General features: G+C 52.8%; 18 protein-coding genes. 9 read left to right on the top strand and 9 right to left on the bottom strand.

The window, feature by feature from the left end; genetic code table 11:
- Positions 1–8: 8 nt before the first annotated feature.
- The gene (rfaD, locus tag LJN55_RS22820) at positions 9–941 is read right to left on the bottom strand and encodes an ADP-glyceromanno-heptose 6-epimerase (RefSeq protein ID WP_133846432.1); all 933 of its coding nucleotides are present in this window, start codon (positions 939–941) and stop codon (positions 9–11) included.
- 229 nt (positions 942–1,170) lie between these two features.
- Between rfaD and LJN55_RS22815 the strand changes: the two genes are divergently transcribed.
- Both LJN55_RS22815 and tdh read left to right on the top strand, forming a co-directional pair.
- Positions 1,171–2,382 (top strand): glycine C-acetyltransferase, encoded by a 1,212-nt coding sequence (locus tag LJN55_RS22815; RefSeq protein WP_159338318.1) that lies wholly within the window; start codon positions 1,171–1,173, stop codon positions 2,380–2,382.
- The gene (tdh, locus tag LJN55_RS22810; RefSeq protein ID WP_133846430.1) at positions 2,379–3,407 is read left to right on the top strand and encodes an L-threonine 3-dehydrogenase; all 1,029 of its coding nucleotides are present in this window, start codon (positions 2,379–2,381) and stop codon (positions 3,405–3,407) included. The genes LJN55_RS22815 and tdh overlap by 4 nt, the downstream gene beginning before the upstream one ends.
- 59 nt (positions 3,408–3,466) lie before the next feature.
- On the opposite strand, the gene LJN55_RS22805 is transcribed toward tdh, so the two are convergent.
- Positions 3,467–4,393, bottom strand: coding sequence for a divergent polysaccharide deacetylase family protein (locus tag LJN55_RS22805; protein WP_227535383.1), 927 nt, complete (start codon positions 4,391–4,393; stop codon positions 3,467–3,469).
- Positions 4,394–4,395: 2 nt separating this feature from the next.
- On the bottom strand, positions 4,396–5,703 hold the full coding sequence (gene envC, locus LJN55_RS22800) for a murein hydrolase activator EnvC (protein ID WP_227535382.1): 1,308 nt from the start codon (positions 5,701–5,703) through the stop codon (positions 4,396–4,398).
- 352 nt (positions 5,704–6,055) lie between these two features.
- Here envC and LJN55_RS22795 point away from each other — a divergent pair, with 352 nt between their 5' ends.
- The 5 genes from LJN55_RS22795 (at position 6,056) to cysE (ending at position 9,202) form a co-directional block, all read left to right on the top strand.
- On the top strand, positions 6,056–6,487 hold the full coding sequence (locus tag LJN55_RS22795) for a rhodanese-like domain-containing protein (RefSeq protein ID WP_133846427.1): 432 nt from the start codon (positions 6,056–6,058) through the stop codon (positions 6,485–6,487).
- A gap of 17 nt (positions 6,488–6,504) precedes the next feature.
- On the top strand, positions 6,505–6,756 hold the full coding sequence (gene grxC / locus LJN55_RS22790; RefSeq protein ID WP_133846426.1) for a glutaredoxin 3: 252 nt from the start codon (positions 6,505–6,507) through the stop codon (positions 6,754–6,756).
- A gap of 83 nt (positions 6,757–6,839) precedes the next feature.
- Complete coding sequence (secB, locus tag LJN55_RS22785; RefSeq protein ID WP_133846425.1) at positions 6,840–7,301, top strand: protein-export chaperone SecB; 462 nt, start codon at positions 6,840–6,842, stop codon at positions 7,299–7,301.
- The gene (gpsA, locus tag LJN55_RS22780) at positions 7,301–8,320 is read left to right on the top strand and encodes an NAD(P)H-dependent glycerol-3-phosphate dehydrogenase (protein ID WP_133846424.1); all 1,020 of its coding nucleotides are present in this window, start codon (positions 7,301–7,303) and stop codon (positions 8,318–8,320) included. Before secB ends, gpsA begins: the two co-directional genes overlap by 1 nt.
- A 60-nt stretch (positions 8,321–8,380) precedes the next feature.
- Positions 8,381–9,202, top strand: a complete 822-nt coding sequence (cysE, locus tag LJN55_RS22775) for a serine O-acetyltransferase (RefSeq protein WP_133846423.1) — start codon at positions 8,381–8,383, stop codon at positions 9,200–9,202.
- A gap of 62 nt (positions 9,203–9,264) precedes the next feature.
- On the opposite strand, the gene trmL is transcribed toward cysE, so the two are convergent.
- From trmL to cpxR, 3 genes are read right to left on the bottom strand one after another with little or no spacing between them, the layout of a single operon-like run.
- Positions 9,265–9,738, bottom strand: a complete 474-nt coding sequence (gene trmL / locus LJN55_RS22770; protein WP_133846422.1) for a tRNA (uridine(34)/cytosine(34)/5-carboxymethylaminomethyluridine(34)-2'-O)-methyltransferase TrmL — start codon at positions 9,736–9,738, stop codon at positions 9,265–9,267.
- A gap of 38 nt (positions 9,739–9,776) precedes the next feature.
- Positions 9,777–11,156: an envelope stress sensor histidine kinase CpxA gene (cpxA, locus tag LJN55_RS22765; RefSeq protein WP_133846421.1), complete on the bottom strand. Its 1,380-nt coding sequence runs from the start codon at positions 11,154–11,156 to the stop codon at positions 9,777–9,779.
- Entirely contained in the window at positions 11,153–11,851 is a 699-nt protein-coding gene (gene cpxR / locus LJN55_RS22760; protein WP_133846420.1) for an envelope stress response regulator transcription factor CpxR, read from the bottom strand. The genes cpxA and cpxR overlap by 4 nt, the downstream gene beginning before the upstream one ends.
- Before the next feature lie 152 nt (positions 11,852–12,003).
- Here cpxR and cpxP point away from each other — a divergent pair, with 152 nt between their 5' ends.
- Positions 12,004–12,513, top strand: coding sequence for a cell-envelope stress modulator CpxP (cpxP, locus tag LJN55_RS22755; RefSeq protein ID WP_133846419.1), 510 nt, complete (start codon positions 12,004–12,006; stop codon positions 12,511–12,513).
- Positions 12,514–12,746: 233 nt separating this feature from the next.
- Here the strand turns inward: cpxP and LJN55_RS22750 are convergent, their stop codons facing one another.
- From LJN55_RS22750 to LJN55_RS22740, 3 genes are all read right to left on the bottom strand, one after another.
- Entirely contained in the window at positions 12,747–13,736 is a 990-nt protein-coding gene (locus LJN55_RS22750; protein WP_200643434.1) for a phage integrase, read from the bottom strand.
- An 82-nt stretch (positions 13,737–13,818) separates the two neighbouring features.
- Entirely contained in the window at positions 13,819–14,118 is a 300-nt protein-coding gene (locus tag LJN55_RS22745) for a helix-turn-helix domain-containing protein (protein ID WP_227535381.1), read from the bottom strand.
- Between the two features lie 25 nt (positions 14,119–14,143).
- Positions 14,144–14,446 carry a helix-turn-helix domain-containing protein gene (locus tag LJN55_RS22740; protein ID WP_227535380.1) on the bottom strand — a complete coding sequence of 101 codons (303 nt, stop codon included), beginning with the start codon at positions 14,444–14,446 and terminating at the stop codon, positions 14,144–14,146.
- A gap of 134 nt (positions 14,447–14,580) precedes the next feature.
- Between LJN55_RS22740 and LJN55_RS22735 the strand changes: the two genes are divergently transcribed.
- Positions 14,581–14,862, top strand: a complete 282-nt coding sequence (locus LJN55_RS22735) for a Cox family DNA-binding protein (protein WP_227535379.1) — start codon at positions 14,581–14,583, stop codon at positions 14,860–14,862.
- Positions 14,863–14,864: the final 2 nt, after the last annotated feature.

Here is a 14,864-nt window from a genome sequence, read left to right as displayed (position 1 = left end):
AGTGCCTCTTACGCTTTACGGTTCAGCCAGGCCATATACTCTGCCACACCTTCAGCCACCGTTTTGAAAGGCTTGTCATACCCGGCGGCACGCAGTTTGGTCTGGTCTGCCAGGGTGAATGCCTGGTAGCGACCTTTTAGTTTTTCCGGGAATGGGATGTACTCAACTTCACCGTCTTTGTGATATTTCAGCGCCGCATCAGCGACTTCCTGGAATGATTCGGCACGGCCAGTACCGCAGTTAAAGATGCCGGACACGGCATTTTCCCAGAACCACAGGTTAACCGAGGCGACGTCTTCTACATAAATGAAGTCACGCTTGAAGTTGTCGCTGCCCTCAAACAGTTTCGGGTTTTCACCGTTGTTCAACTGGGTGTTGAGGTGGAAAGCTACGCTTGCCATGCTGCCTTTATGCCCTTCGCGTGGGCCATAGACGTTGAAATAGCGGAAACCACAGACCTGAGACTGTGCTTCAGGCAGGATCTCGCGCACGTAATGGTCAAACAGCATTTTGGAGTAGCCGTAAACGTTCAGTGGCTCTTCGAACTGGCGTTCTTCAATAAAGTCGGCATTACGGCCGCCGTAGGTGGCAGCAGAAGAGGCGTACAGGAAGGGAACCTGATGTTCCAGACACCAGTGCAGCAGCTCTTTGGAGTATTGATAGTTATTATCCATCATGTACTTGCCATCCCACTCAGTTGTGGAAGAGCATGCGCCTTCATGGAATACCGCTTCAACATCACCGAAATCTTCATCCGCCAGGATGGAGATCAAGAAGTCTTCTTTGTCCATATAGTCGGCAATGTTCAGATCGGCCAGGTTGGCGAATTTGGTGCCGTCTTTCAGATTGTCTACCACCAGAATATCGGTGTGACCCTTATCATTCAGTGCCTTGATGATGTTGCTGCCAATCATTCCAGCGCCGCCAGTGACGATAATCATGAGCTTTAACCCTAAATGGTGGGGTGGAACAGGGGGTTCCACTCGCTAATGGCCCATATCATAACATCTCATCGCGAAGTCGACAGCCAGAGGCGGGGGGGGAGAGGGCGTGTCGGGGGTGTTTTCCGTGATTTATGTGGCAAAAAGCAGATTATTCCGCGTATATGAACAGCCATGTGCTTCACTTTCAGTTATCTGTATCGCAAAAAATCTAACTGGGAGGATAAAGGTGAATCAGAAATTCTATCAGCAGATTAATGAGCAACTTATCAGCGCTGAAAGTGAGGGACTGTTTAAACGGGAGCGGCAAATCGTCAGCGCGCAGCAGGCGGCCATTATGCTGGCTGATGGCAGTGAAGTGCTGAACTTTTGCGCCAATAACTACCTGGGGCTGGCGAATCATCCCGCTCTGATTGCTGCCGCAAAAGCAGGTATGGACAGTCATGGGTTCGGTATGGCCTCCGTGCGCTTTATTTGTGGCACCCAGGACAGCCACCGGCAGCTGGAAGGGGCGCTGGCAGAGTTTCTCGGGATGGATGATGCCATTCTCTACTCTTCCTGCTTTGATGCCAACGGCGGTCTGTTTGAAACGCTGTTGGGGCCTGAAGATGCGGTGATTTCTGATGCGTTAAATCATGCCTCGATTATTGACGGTATTCGCCTGTGTAAAGCCCGGCGTTACCGTTATGCCAATAATGATATGACTGAACTGGCAGCCTGTTTGGAGCAGGCCCGTTCTGAAGGTGCCCGCCATATTCTGATCGCCACCGATGGTGTGTTTTCTATGGATGGGGTGATCGCAAACCTGGCAGGTATTTGCGATTTGGCAGATCGTTATCAGGCGCTGGTGATGGTTGATGACTCTCATGCTGTCGGATTTGTCGGGCACCTTGGACGAGGAAGTCATGAACACTGTGGCGTGATGGGGCGGGTTGATATTATTACCGGCACGTTAGGCAAAGCACTGGGTGGGGCTTCCGGTGGGTATACCGCCGCGAAAAAAGAGGTGGTTGAATGGCTGCGGCAGCGCTCGCGGCCTTATCTGTTTTCAAACTCACTGGCACCGTCCATTGTGGCGGCTTCCCGGCAGGTACTGACGATGCTGGCTGACGGACAGGGACTGCGTCAGCGGTTGTGGGAAAACGTCAGCTATTTTCGTACAGCTTTGAGCGCAGCAGGTTTTACGCTGGCCGGGGCCGACCACGCGATTATTCCGGTGATGCTGGGCGATGCGCGGCTGGCACAGACGTTTGCCGCCCGATTACAGCAGGAGGGGATTTATGTCACGGGTTTCTGTTATCCCGTTGTGCCTAAAGGTCAGGCACGCATTCGCACGCAAATCTCTGCGGCTCATACCCCGGCTCAGTTAGAACGTGCGGTCGCAGCCTTCCGCCGGGTGGGCCAGGAACTGCGTGTGATCCCCCAGGGAGAAACACCATGAAAGCATTAGCAAAACTGCACCCCCGGCCCGGCATCTGGATGATCGACGATGCGCCAATCCCGGAACCCGGCCATAACGATGTGCTGATCAAAATCCGCAAAACGGCGATCTGTGGCACCGATGTCCATATTTACAACTGGGATGCGTGGTCGCAAAAAACCATCCCGGTACCGATGATCACCGGCCATGAGTACGTGGGAGATGTGGTGGCCATTGGGCAGGAAGTCGCAGGTTTTAGCATCGGCGATCGTGTCTCCGGCGAGGGGCACATCACCTGCGGGCATTGCCGTAACTGCCGGGGTGGACGTACGCATCTGTGTCGGAATGCCGTAGGCGTGGGTGTTAACCGTCAGGGATGTTTTGCCGAGTATCTGGTGATCCCGGCGGTCAATGCGTTCAAAATTCCCGATAATATCTCTGATGATATGGCCGCTATTTTTGACCCCTTTGGCAATGCTGTGCACACCGCACTGTCATTCGATCTGGTTGGTGAGGATGTGCTGATTACCGGTGCTGGACCGATTGGCATCATGGCTGCTGCTATCTGCCGTCATGTTGGGGCGCGTTATGTGGTGATCACTGATGTGAATGAGTACCGTCTGGCACTGGCGCGTCAGATGGGAGTTACGCGAGCGGTGAATGTCAGCGAGGAAAACCTGTCGCAGGTGATGAATGATCTGGGGATGACGGAAGGATTCGATGTTGGCCTGGAAATGTCCGGTGTTCCTGCGGCGTTCAGTTCCATGCTGGAGGTGATGAATCACGGTGGGCGTATTGCCATGTTGGGTATTCCGCCGTCATCCATGTCCATTGACTGGAATCAGGTGATTTTTAAGGGGCTGTTTATTAAAGGGATCTATGGGCGGGAGATGTTTGAAACCTGGTACAAAATGGCGGCATTGCTACAGTCTGGCCTTGACCTGACACCCGTGATCACCCATCACTATCCTGTTGATGACTTTCAGCAGGGATTTGATGAGATGCGTAGCGGGCACTCCGGGAAGGTGATCCTGAATTGGTCGTAACTATTTTGATGCGTGGGCAGACCTCAGCAGAAGGTCTGACCGCGCATGTGCTTCCACGCTTATCCGCTAAATTTCACTGACAGTTTTTTCTTCAAACCCTGCCATAACGGGCTGTTGCTGATGCTGTCGCTCACGACTTCCAGCGCCCGTGTTGCCGGCACTGGCGCTACTTTCACACGACAAATACCCTCAGGGTGGAATGGGTTACGTGGTCTGGCTGGCTGAGATTTGCTGTCTGGTGGCAGCGGCGTATTGTTCACGCGCTGCGGTTCGTTAAGCAACTGGCTGGGACGTACCAGGGTGATATCAGCGGGCAAAGTGGGCAGCATCTGCTGTAATACTCTGACGGTTGCCGGATGGGGATGGCCAATCGCAATCGCTGAGCCATCACGCTGGGCCAGCCGCACTGCGCGGGTAAACTGTTTACGTATATCAGCTTCATTCTGGGTATCGTCCAAAAATACCCTGCGCTTGATCACTTTCACGCTGGTACCCGCTGCGGCGTGGGTCGACTGACTGTTAGCGATGGTCATACTGTCGAGGAAGTAGAAATTATAGTGATCGAGCACCTGCATCACTTTCTGCATCCCTGGCAGGCTGGAGGTCATCGCGCTGCCCATATGGTTGTTGAGACCAACGGCAAACGGGACATCCGCCGCGGCTTCACGAATAATACGTGCGATCTCTTCAGCCGACATATCCGGACGCAGAGTATCTTTTTCCAGCGGCTGTTTACTGAGAGGGGCCATCGGCAGGTGGATCAGTACCTCGTGGCCACGCTGGTGGGCTTTAGTGGCCATTTCGCGTGCATGGGGTGCATTAGGCAGCACGGCGACTGAAATAGCCGCAGGCATCTGCAATACCTGATTTTCCTGAGCCGGCCGATAGCCAAAGTCATCAATGACAATCGAAAGCTTACCGGCGTAGACCGGACTGGATAACAGCAGTGCGACCAGCAGGCCGCTGAGTTTTCGAGGTTGAAACAAAACTATCTTCCTAACCACGGTTGTGGATTGACTGCTCGTCCCTGACGGCGGATTTCAAAATAGAGCGACGGCGTACCGCGGCCACCGCTGGTGCCGACCAGCGCGATAGGCTGACCTGCACGCACCTGGGTTCCGACGGTGACCAGCGCACTCTGATTGTAGCCATATAAACTCATGTCGCCTTTACCGTGCTCAACCACGACCACCAGGCCGTAGCCCTGAAGCCAGTCAGCCATTAATACACGGCCATCGGCAATCGCTTTGACTTCGGTGCCTTCAGGCGCATCAATCACCAGTCCTTTCCAGCGCAACTCACCCTGCAGCTGTTCGCCAAACCGGTGTTCAATATTGCCCCGTACCGGCCAAACGGCCCGCCCTGCGGGCTGACCCAGACCGCCAGTGCGCGACATCAGTGAGCGTTCACTGTCGGTCGGTTTGTAGGTGCTGCCTTTGCTTTTCGCCTGTGCTTCTCGCTGACGAACTTTTTCTGCCTCACGGGCTTCACGCTCTGCCCGGGCTTTGGCTTCCTGCTCGGCTTTGGCGATTTTGTCGCGCAGGCGGCTTTCGTTCTGCCGTAACTCAACGAGCTGTGCCTGATCTTTCTCCAGCGAAGATTCCAGCGTTGTCAGGGTTTTCTTGCGCGCCTGGCGAGCGCCTTCAAGCTTTTGCTGCTGGCTTTGTTGCTGGTCTAACAGTGATTTTTGCTGAGCTTGTTTATCGATCAGGCTGGTTTTTTGCGCCGACAGGTCGTTGCGGGTCTGCTTCAGCGCTTCGATTGATTTTTGCCGGGCGTCGTTGAGATAACCAAAGTAGGCCAGCATACGTTCACTGCGCTGGCTCTCTTCGCCACTCAGAACAAGCTGTAATCCGTTATGCTGCCCCTGACGAAATGCCGCATCCAGCTGTTGCGCAAGGATCGCTTCCTGCTGCTTTTGCTGTTGCTGAAGTTTGCTAATCGAGGCAGTGAGGCTGGTGATGTCTTTATTGAGCGTGGTCAGGCTGCCCTGCGTTTCACGCAGTTGACGGCTGGCCTGTGCAATAATTTTTTCCTGACTTTGTAGCTGCTCGAGCAACTGATTTCGTTGCTGTTTCTGCAACTGCACGCTTTTCTCTTTAGCGGCAATATCTTGTTGAATGGTTTGCAGTTGTGATTTGTTATCTTCGGCGGCCAGCGCGGAAAAAGAGAACAACAATGCGCCGGTGCAAAGCGCACTGACGGTCAGGGCGGACAAGCTTGCGCGTAACGGCTGAACAACAGCCGATGAATGACGCGGGGTCCTTGGATGTAACACTGTCGCTTTTTCCCTCATATCCGTGGATTATTCCACGATGAACAGCAGCTTACCAGCCATCTCTGAGTGGTTTTCTATTTCTGTCAGTAACAGGCCCGACCTTCTGCCTGTGGGAATAATTGCCCAGAAGCGGCTGAAACGAGCGCATAACGCAGCGCGACAGAAATCCCCATTGCGCAACATTTCACCGCTTAACTTCGCCGCAGTGTCATCACAGGATAGCCGTTTTCACTTAAGGCAACTTTTTTTTGTAAACTGGCGCAGAAATCATAACTCTGAAGGCCTTCTCGACTGTACATGACACTCCTGGCAGGTATACTCAGAAGCCTTATTTTTAGCTTATTAACCCTTTCGGGAGTTGTTACCCCTCATGCAAGATATTATGCAGTTCGCAGGCAATCACACAATTTTAGGTCTGGCGTGGGTTGTTTTGCTGGTTCTGGTGATCGTGACCACCGTTAAGGGCATGTTCTCCAAAGTAAAAGTGATTAGTCGTGGTGAAGCAACCCGTTTAATTAACAAAGAAGAAGCCGTGGTAGTGGACGTGCGTGGGCGCGATGATTACCGCAAGGGCCATATTTCTAACGCGATGAATGTACTGGCTGCAGATATTAAAAAAAGCAGCTTCGGCGAGCTTGAAAAATATAAAGCACAGCCAGTGATCGTCGTGTGTGCAACCGGGACTTCTGCATCTGAATCAGCCACCAAGCTGAATGCAGCAGGCTTCGAGCGGGTCTACGTGCTGAAAGATGGCGTGTCCGGCTGGAGTGGCGATAACCTGCCGCTGGTTCGCGGTAAATAAACTACAGGAGTTCTGGCATGACAAACGTTGAGATCTACACCAAAGCAACCTGTCCTTTCTGCCATCGTGCTAAAGCACTGCTGAGTCAGAAAGGGGTGACTTTTAAGGAAATCCCAATTGATGGGGATGCTTCCCTGCGTGAAGAAATGATAAAACGTAGCGGCCGGACGACTGTTCCACAGATTTTTATTGGTGCACAGCACATCGGCGGCTGCGACGATCTCTTTGCACTTGAAAGTCGTGACGGCCTTAGCCCGTTGTTAAAATAAGGAAAGGCTGCGCATTATGGCGCATATTGCCTGACTATTGCTGCAGCACAGTAACGGATTATTAACCTATAGGATTACGTACCATGTCAGAACAGAACAACACCGAGATGTCTTTCCAGATCCAACGTATCTACACTAAAGATATCTCTTTTGAAGCGCCAAACGCACCGCAGGTTTTCCAGAAAGAATGGGAACCGGAAGTTAAACTGGATCTCGACACTGCCTCCAGCCAACTGGCTGACGATGTGTATGAAGTCGTGCTGCGCGTGACGGTTACCGCAACTGTTGGCGAAGATTCCGCGTTCCTGTGCGAAGTACAGCAGGCAGGTATCTTCTCTATCGGTGGTATCGAAGGAAACCAGATGGCACATTGCCTGGGTGCATACTGCCCGAACATTCTGTTCCCGTATGCGCGTGAGTGCATCACCAGCCTGGTATCACGTGGCACCTTCCCGCAGCTGAATCTTGCTCCGGTTAACTTTGACGCGCTGTTTATGAACTACCTGCAGCAGTCAGAAGGTGCAGCGCCTCAGCAGGATGCTTAATGGATAGCCCTCATGCATCCATGAGCGTAATCGGTGCCGGCTCGTACGGCACCGCTTTGGCGATTACGATGGCCCGTAACGGCCACGAAGTGGTGTTGTGGGGTCATAATCCCCAGCATCAGGCGCAGTTGCAGGCTGACCGTTGTAATACCGCTTTCCTTCCCGATGTTCCTTTCCCGGATACCCTTCGCCTCGAAACCGACCTTGCCGCTGCAATATCCGCCAGCCGCGATCTGTTGGTAGTGGTTCCCAGCCATGTGTTTGGCGATGTGCTCAAGCAGATCAAGCCACACCTGCGTGCGGATTCTCGCCTGGTCTGGGCGACGAAAGGTCTGGAGAAAGAAACCGGGCGGTTGCTGCAAGATGTGGCGCGTGAGATCCTGGGCGATACCATTCCACTGGCTGTCATTTCAGGCCCGACTTTCGCCAAAGAGCTGGCAGCAGGTCTGCCTACGGCGATTGCACTGGCGGCAACAGACGTCGTGTTTGCTGATGATTTGCAGCAGCTATTGCACTGTGGCAAAAGCTTCCGCGTATATAATAATCCTGATTTTATCGGCGTGCAGCTGGGCGGAGCCGTGAAAAACGTCATCGCTATCGGTGCTGGCATGTCGGACGGTATTGGTTTTGGTGCCAATGCGCGTACCGCGTTGATTACCCGAGGCCTTGCTGAAATGAGCCGCCTGGGTGCTGCACTGGGTGCCGATCCCACCACCTTTATGGGCATGGCCGGGCTGGGCGATCTGGTGCTGACTTGTACCGATAACCAGTCGCGTAACCGTCGTTTTGGCATGATGCTGGGGCAGGGTGCTGATGTTGAAGGTGCACAGCAAACTATCGGCCAGGTCGTGGAAGGTTTCCGCAATACCAAAGAAGTGAAGGCGTTGGCCGCGCGTTATGGCGTGGAGATGCCGATCACCGAGCAAATTTATCAGGTGCTCTATTGCGGAAAAGATGCGCGCGAGGCAGCATTAAATCTGCTCGGCCGCACAAGGAAGGACGAAAACAGCGGGAGCTGAACTGAGCGTGTTGTAGCCTGTGGCGTCTGACCGGACGCCATTTTTAATGGGGAGAGAGCCATGCCGTGTGTAGAACCTGAACTGATCTGGGATAACATTAAAACGGAAGCGCGTGCGCTGGCCGACTGTGAACCAATGCTGGCCAGTTTTTACCACGCCACTCTACTCAAACATGACGATCTGGGTAGCGCTCTGAGCTATATGCTGGCCAATAAGCTGGCAAACCCAATCATGCCAGCGATCGCCATCCGTGAAGTCATTCAGGATGCCTATCGTCAGGACCCCTCGATGATCATCTCTGCTGCCTGTGACATTCAGGCGGTACGTCAGCGCGACCCGGCGATCGACAAGTACTCGACGCCGCTTTTGTACCTGAAAGGCTTCCATGCGTTGCAGGCTTATCGTATTGGCCACTGGTTATGGAACGAAGGTCGTCGTGCACTGGCGGTTTACCTGCAAAACGAGGTGTCTGTTTCTTTTGCTGTCGATATTCATCCGGCAGCGAAAATTGGCCGTGGCATCATGCTCGACCACGCCACCGGGATCGTTGTCGGTGAGACGGCAGTCATTGAAGATGACGTATCGATCCTGCAGTCAGTCACCCTGGGCGGTACGGGCAAAACCAGTGGTGATCGTCATCCTAAGATCCGCGAAGGGGTGATGATCGGTGCGGGTGCCAAGATCCTCGGCAATATTGAAGTCGGGCGTGGAGCAAAAATTGGGGCGGGTTCTGTGGTGTTACAGCCCGTACCGCCGCATACCACTGCCGCTGGCGTGCCGGCACGTATTGTCGGCAAGCCGGGCAGCGATAAGCCGTCGATGGATATGGATCAGCATTTCAATGGCATGGTGCCAGGCTTCGAATTCGGCGACGGGATCTGACAGCGGGTCGGGCATGCCCGACCCCTACGTACAGCCATCACATTTCGCATGCCTCGCCCGGCTTAATTCCTCAGCAGTGCCCCTGCGTAATCCAGCTGCCGCCACGCCTCATAAACCACCACCGACACTGCGTTCGAGAGATTCATGCTGCGGCTATCCGGCATCATTGGGATGCGGATTTTTTGCTGCGCAGGAAGTGCATCGAGAATGGTCGCGGGCAGGCCACGTGTTTCAGGTCCAAACAGCAGGTAATCCCCCGCCTGATAGCTGACAGCGCTGTGGGCAGGTGTTCCCTTGGTCGTTAGGGCAAACATGCGCTGTGGGGCTTCTGAGGCCGCAAATGCCGCATAGCTCTCATGATGGGTAATGGCGGTGAACTCATGATAATCCAGCCCGGCACGGCGTAGCCGTTTGTCATCCCAGGCGAAACCGAGCGGACCGATTAAGTGCAGTTTAAAGCCCGTATTGGCGCACAAACGAATGATATTGCCGGTGTTCGGCGGAATTTCGGGTTCAAATAAAACGATATTTAGCATGTTACGGCCCTCAGGAACGAGGGCCGAAGGATAGCAAATTATTCACGCTGAGTGGTATACAGCGGTAGCCAGAGTGTCAGACGCAATCCACCCAACGGGCTGTCGTCAGCTTTGACCCAGCCGCGATGCTGCTGAATAGCATTATCAACAATGGCCAGGCCCAAACCTGTGCCGCCGGATTCACGATCGCGTGCTTCATCAGTTCGATAGAACGGACGGAAAATCTGTTCGCGATCTTCCTGGCTGACACCAGGCCCATCATCATCCACATGCACGGTGATACCCTGTTTATCCACGGCAAAACTGACGGAAATCTTGCTGTGTGAATAGCGAAGCGCGTTGCGAACGATATTTTCCAACGCACTTTCGAGCGCACTGGGGTTCCCGTACAGCGGCCACGGACCGGGTGGATAAGGCACCTCCAGTGTTTTCCCCATCTGTTCCGCTTCAAAGCGTGCATCTTCCAGAACATCGGACCACAAGTGGTTAGCTTTAATGGCTTCACTGACCAGCGCATTGGTATGCTGAGTGCGGGATAGCACCAGCAAATCGTTGATCATGCCATCCAGACGCTGTGCCTCCATCTCAATCCGTCCCAGCTCTTTGCCTTCACCATGACGACGGCGCATCAACGCGGTCGCCAGCTGCAAGCGTGTCAACGGGGTGCGTAATTCGTGAGAGATATCGGACAGCAGCCGCTGCTGAGAGTTCATCATACGTTCCAGCGCACTGACCATCTGATTAAAACTGGCACCCGCGGCCAGAAACTCCTGCGGTCCGGATTCCAGTTCAGGCCGCTGACGCAGATTGCCCGCCGCAACATCATCGGCAGCATGTTTAAGCTTACGTGCGGGTTTCGCCAGGCTCCATGCCAGCCACAACAGCAGCGGTGAACTGATCAGCATCGTGACAATCAGCAGTAGCAGCGGGCGGTCAAACAGCAGATTAATAAAATCGAGCTGCGAACTGCCTGCCGGACGGATCAGATACAGCTGATAGTTATCTTCTCCGTCGCGTATGGAAAATGGCCCGACCATCTCAAGTCGGCCATATTTTTTCTTCTGCGGATGATCGGCATTATCGGACTGGCCGATAAAGTTACGGATCACTTGCATTTCGTTATGCTGAGCGCCAATCACACGCCCTTCGCTGGTGACCAGCAGCAGGCGTTGACCGGGCGGAGCCCATTTATCGATGGCGCGGAATAGTCTGCGCCACCACATTAAGTCATTGGGCGGATCCTGACTCAGCTCCGCTTCAACGTGCTGCTCAATCATAATCCCCTGCCGTTGCTCATTATCCAGCAGCGGCGTCATCTGACGGGAATCGAGCTTGGGCAGCATTAACACCAGCATCAATACCAGTGCCAGAGTCAGCCAAAAAATGGCAAAGATGCGGGTGGTCAGGCTGGATATCATGTAGCAGACACCATCAGATATCCCCGGCCACGCAGCGTTTTAAACCACGGATGGCCGTCTCTGCGCTCCGGCAGCTTACGCCGCAGGTTAGAGATATGCATATCAATTGCCCGGTCAAACGGTGTCAGTCGCTTGCCGAGAACTTCCTGGCTGAGATGTTCACGGGATACGACCTGGCCCAAATGCTGTGCCAGCAGGTAGAGCAACGTGAATTCCGTTCCTGTTAAATCCAGCGTGACCTCATCGAAACTGGCTTCCTGACGACCCGGGTTCAGGCGCAGTAAATCCACTTCCAGCGTGGGTGAGCTGTTGTCGTGCTGTTGCTGCTGTTCACTCCAGTTAGAACGACGCAAAATGGCACGAATACGGGCAACCAGTTCGCGGTCGTTAAACGGTTTCGGCAGATAGTCATCTGCGCCCAGTTCGAGACCAAGGACACGGTCCAGTTCACTACCACGTGCGGTTAACATAATGACCGGCGTCTGGTGCTGCTGACGCAGTTCTTTCAGGGTATCGATACCGTTTTTCTTCGGCATCATCACATCAAGTAATAATAGATCGACAGTGCTGTCCAGTAGCGCCAGTGCCTGTTCGCCGTCACCGGCCACCAGGACATTGAATCCTTCCATTTCAAGCAATTCTTTCAGTAGCGAAGTCAATTCGCGGTCATCGTCAACCAACAGGATCTTATTCATTTTTTATTGCCCTCCGCAGGCAAAATACCGTGAACGAATGCGCTCAATCCATGACTTTACGTAGTTTTACACCCCCTGACGCATGTTTGCAGCAGGCACCGTAGACTCATTCTCGTTGAATCGAAATACGGAAACAAACCTGGGAGTAAACGATGCGCAAAGTTACCGCCGTCGTTGTTGTTCCGGCGCTGATGTTCACTCTCTCCGCCGCATGGGCTGACAACGTCGCGACGACTGACGAGATGCATCAGGATGACGGAGCAAACCGTACACTGAGGCAGGTTCCGCAGAGTCATATGTTTGATGGCATCAACCTCACGGAACAGCAGCGTCAGCAGCTACGAGATCTGATGCAGCAGGCACGACACGATCGTTCTCCTATAAGTATTAACGATTTAGAGCGACTGCACGAACTGATTATTGCAGATAAATTTGATGAAGCGGCCTACAAGGCTCAGGCGGAAAAAATTTCACAGGCAGAGGTAGCGCGCCAAATCGAGATGGCTCGGGTTCGCAACCAGATGTATCACCTGTTAACGCCTCAGCAGCAGGACGTTTTAGAACAGAAACATCAGCAGCGCTTTGATGAAATGCGCCGGCTAACGAACATGCAGCAGGCTTCACCGCTGCAGGCAGCAAGCAGTACCGGCAGTACCCAGTAACATAGTATCCCTGTTTTTCCTTGCCATAGACGTATCCCTGTCTTCCCCCCTCATGAAGAGGGGGTTTTTTTTCAGTGACTTACGTCACTATCCTTTCTGATTCAGCCACTTATAAAAGTTTAAAGCAGTTAGAACCAGTTGCAACCATCTGGAATGTGGTCGCGATGTGGTCACTCCTGGCATCACGAAATGACCTCACCTTCAAAACTCTATTAATAAAATGGCACTGCTGCTTAGTACGCCTTTTCAATGCCGCCGCGCAATGGGTTCAACGTCACCGCGTGCTGAAGGAAATCAGGGGAAAAGTGGGCGTATATCAGGGTTTGCTGAATACCCGCGTGTCCCAGAATATCTCTCAATGTCACGATGTTGCCACCGTTGATCATGAAATGGCTGGCGAACGTATGCCGGAGTACATGTGTTGCCTGGCCGCGTGGCAGGTCAGGTACTACAGTCCTCAGCTTGATCCGGAAGTTTTCATAATCAACTTTAAACAGCTTACCGGTTGCTTTAGTCTTAATGAGTTTTTCCAGTTCTTCAGAAATCGGCACTACCCGATTTTTTCCGTTTTTGGTCGCAACATAACTTACCCTTTGCATGCGCACTTGCATGGCCCCCAGGTTCGAAGCCTCACTCCATCTTGCACCTGTGCTAAGGCACAGCAGTGCCACCTTTCTTTCGTCACCATTCAGAACGGCCAGCAGGCGGTTTATCTGATCGGGCATTAAGAAAGTGACCTCAGGAGCAACCTGCTTGAGAACTGGCAGTTTCTCAATAGGGTTCGGCTCTTTGTACTCCCCCATCTTAATTAACGTCTTAAACAGGCCGCTCAGGCGGTACATGTCACGATTAATCGTGGAAGCCGTGATCCCTTCATTCAGCCGCGTGATGCGCATTTGCTGAAGCTGCTTTGTTGTCAGAGCATTAGCCATCGGGTTGCCCAGGTGCGCAGCGGTCTTAAGAAGATGCCTCCTTTCGATAATCCCGGTTGGGATGGTTGAGCCATAAACTTCAAACCAGTCAGCTACCAGATCGGTCAGCTTGCGCCTCTCCGCCTTCGGTGCGTGCCACTCTTCCCGTTTGCTTGCAGTCGCTATTACGTGCATTTCAAAGGCTCTCGCCTCTGACTTTCTGTCAAACTTCCGGCGGATGCGTTTTCCATCGCGGCCAACCGGTCTTATGTCCACTTCGTATCGACCATCATCAAGGGTTTTAATGCTCATTTGGTGAGCCTCCTGATGGATGGTGTTGCTGCTTCTTCGTTCGCTGTGGTGCCGTGGCTTAAAAGCCAGGCTGAATGTAACCCTAACCAGCCCTGTCTGTTAATTGGGGTGATTCTGTTTTCTCTGACCCACTGTGTGAGAGAGCCGGAGCTATTTGTCCGGCTGCCTCAGAAGTTTTGCCGATCATCAGCCACAGCGCGTATTTCTGAAATCGTTCGACATCAAGAATACGGTTAATGATCGATAGGCCAATATCGACCCCCTGAGTCTCATAATTTTTTATTGCCCCCAGACTTATTCCGGTTGCTTGAGCCATCTGCGGTTGGGTCAGTCCCTCTGCCATCCTGATTGCTCTAAGTTTCTGTCCATAGTTCCGTTTCATGTTTCTTCCTCAAAGGTTGAAAAGATTAGCTTGTCTGCTCTTTAGTAGCAGACGCTATATCGTCCTCGGAGGTTATCTCTTCAGCACCTTTCGGTGCTATCTGGCCTGATTCTGGAGCCGTCTGCCCTGTCATTAGCCAGAGTGTGTATTTTTGAAATCGAGTCATGGCTAAAAATTTCTCAATTACCTTAAGCCCGACTGCGACCCCACCAGATTCATAATTTCTTATAGAACTCAGCGCAATCCCCGTTTCTTCTGCTACAGCAGCCTGAGTCAGACCCTCAGCTTTACGGATTAATCTTAATTTTTCTCGGTAGTCGCTTGACATGATACTTTCCAGAGTATTTAATCAGCCTAAAGATACCTTGCACGGTATCAATCAGTTTTAGCTAACCCAACCGCAGCTATAAGCAGTAGGAAGCAGTTAGAAGCAGTTGGAACCCAACACAGGAGATTAACACGATGGCTGCAATTAGTGATGTTTCAGAGGTCAAGAGTCTGATCGACGCTGTTACATACCAGCGCTTCGGAGAAATGATCGGCAAGCCGACCAGCGCTATCAAAGCGATGGCTGAAAGTAACAAACTGCCGTTGATCGAATGGCGGAACCCGGAAAACCCTACAGCGCGTGCCGGGGAGAAAATGGTCTATCTCCCTGAATTTAATCGTGCAATGCGGGATGCATATTACAGCCGACCGACCGAACAACGCGATGCCTGGTTGCTTTGGTTGGGACTTAATTAAGG

Origin of the sequence: Erwinia rhapontici (assembly GCF_020683125.1) — a bacterium.
GTDB classification, from domain to species: Bacteria; Pseudomonadota; Gammaproteobacteria; order Enterobacterales; family Enterobacteriaceae; genus Erwinia; species Erwinia rhapontici.
This window is presented reverse-complemented; position numbering and strand designations above follow the sequence as displayed.

Excerpts from the sequence above, each read along its gene's own strand:
- rfaD (WP_133846432.1), bottom strand. The coding sequence starts at position 941 with ATGATTATCGTCACTGGCGGCGCTGGAATGATTGGCAGCAACATCATC.
- tdh (WP_133846430.1), top strand. The coding sequence starts at position 2,379 with ATGAAAGCATTAGCAAAACTGCACCCCCGGCCCGGCATCTGGATGATC.
- envC (WP_227535382.1), bottom strand. The coding sequence starts at position 5,703 with ATGAGGGAAAAAGCGACAGTGTTACATCCAAGGACCCCGCGTCATTCA.
- LJN55_RS22795 (WP_133846427.1), top strand. The coding sequence starts at position 6,056 with ATGCAAGATATTATGCAGTTCGCAGGCAATCACACAATTTTAGGTCTG.
- grxC (WP_133846426.1), top strand. The coding sequence starts at position 6,505 with ATGACAAACGTTGAGATCTACACCAAAGCAACCTGTCCTTTCTGCCAT.
- secB (WP_133846425.1), top strand. The coding sequence starts at position 6,840 with ATGTCAGAACAGAACAACACCGAGATGTCTTTCCAGATCCAACGTATC.
- gpsA (WP_133846424.1), top strand. The coding sequence starts at position 7,301 with ATGGATAGCCCTCATGCATCCATGAGCGTAATCGGTGCCGGCTCGTAC.
- cysE (WP_133846423.1), top strand. The coding sequence starts at position 8,381 with ATGCCGTGTGTAGAACCTGAACTGATCTGGGATAACATTAAAACGGAA.
- trmL (WP_133846422.1), bottom strand. The coding sequence starts at position 9,738 with ATGCTAAATATCGTTTTATTTGAACCCGAAATTCCGCCGAACACCGGC.
- cpxA (WP_133846421.1), bottom strand. The coding sequence starts at position 11,156 with ATGATATCCAGCCTGACCACCCGCATCTTTGCCATTTTTTGGCTGACT.
- cpxR (WP_133846420.1), bottom strand. The coding sequence starts at position 11,851 with ATGAATAAGATCCTGTTGGTTGACGATGACCGCGAATTGACTTCGCTA.
- cpxP (WP_133846419.1), top strand. The coding sequence starts at position 12,004 with ATGCGCAAAGTTACCGCCGTCGTTGTTGTTCCGGCGCTGATGTTCACT.
- LJN55_RS22750 (WP_200643434.1), bottom strand. The coding sequence starts at position 13,736 with ATGAGCATTAAAACCCTTGATGATGGTCGATACGAAGTGGACATAAGA.
- LJN55_RS22745 (WP_227535381.1), bottom strand. The coding sequence starts at position 14,118 with ATGAAACGGAACTATGGACAGAAACTTAGAGCAATCAGGATGGCAGAG.
- LJN55_RS22740 (WP_227535380.1), bottom strand. The coding sequence starts at position 14,446 with ATGTCAAGCGACTACCGAGAAAAATTAAGATTAATCCGTAAAGCTGAG.
- LJN55_RS22735 (WP_227535379.1), top strand. The coding sequence starts at position 14,581 with ATGGCTGCAATTAGTGATGTTTCAGAGGTCAAGAGTCTGATCGACGCT.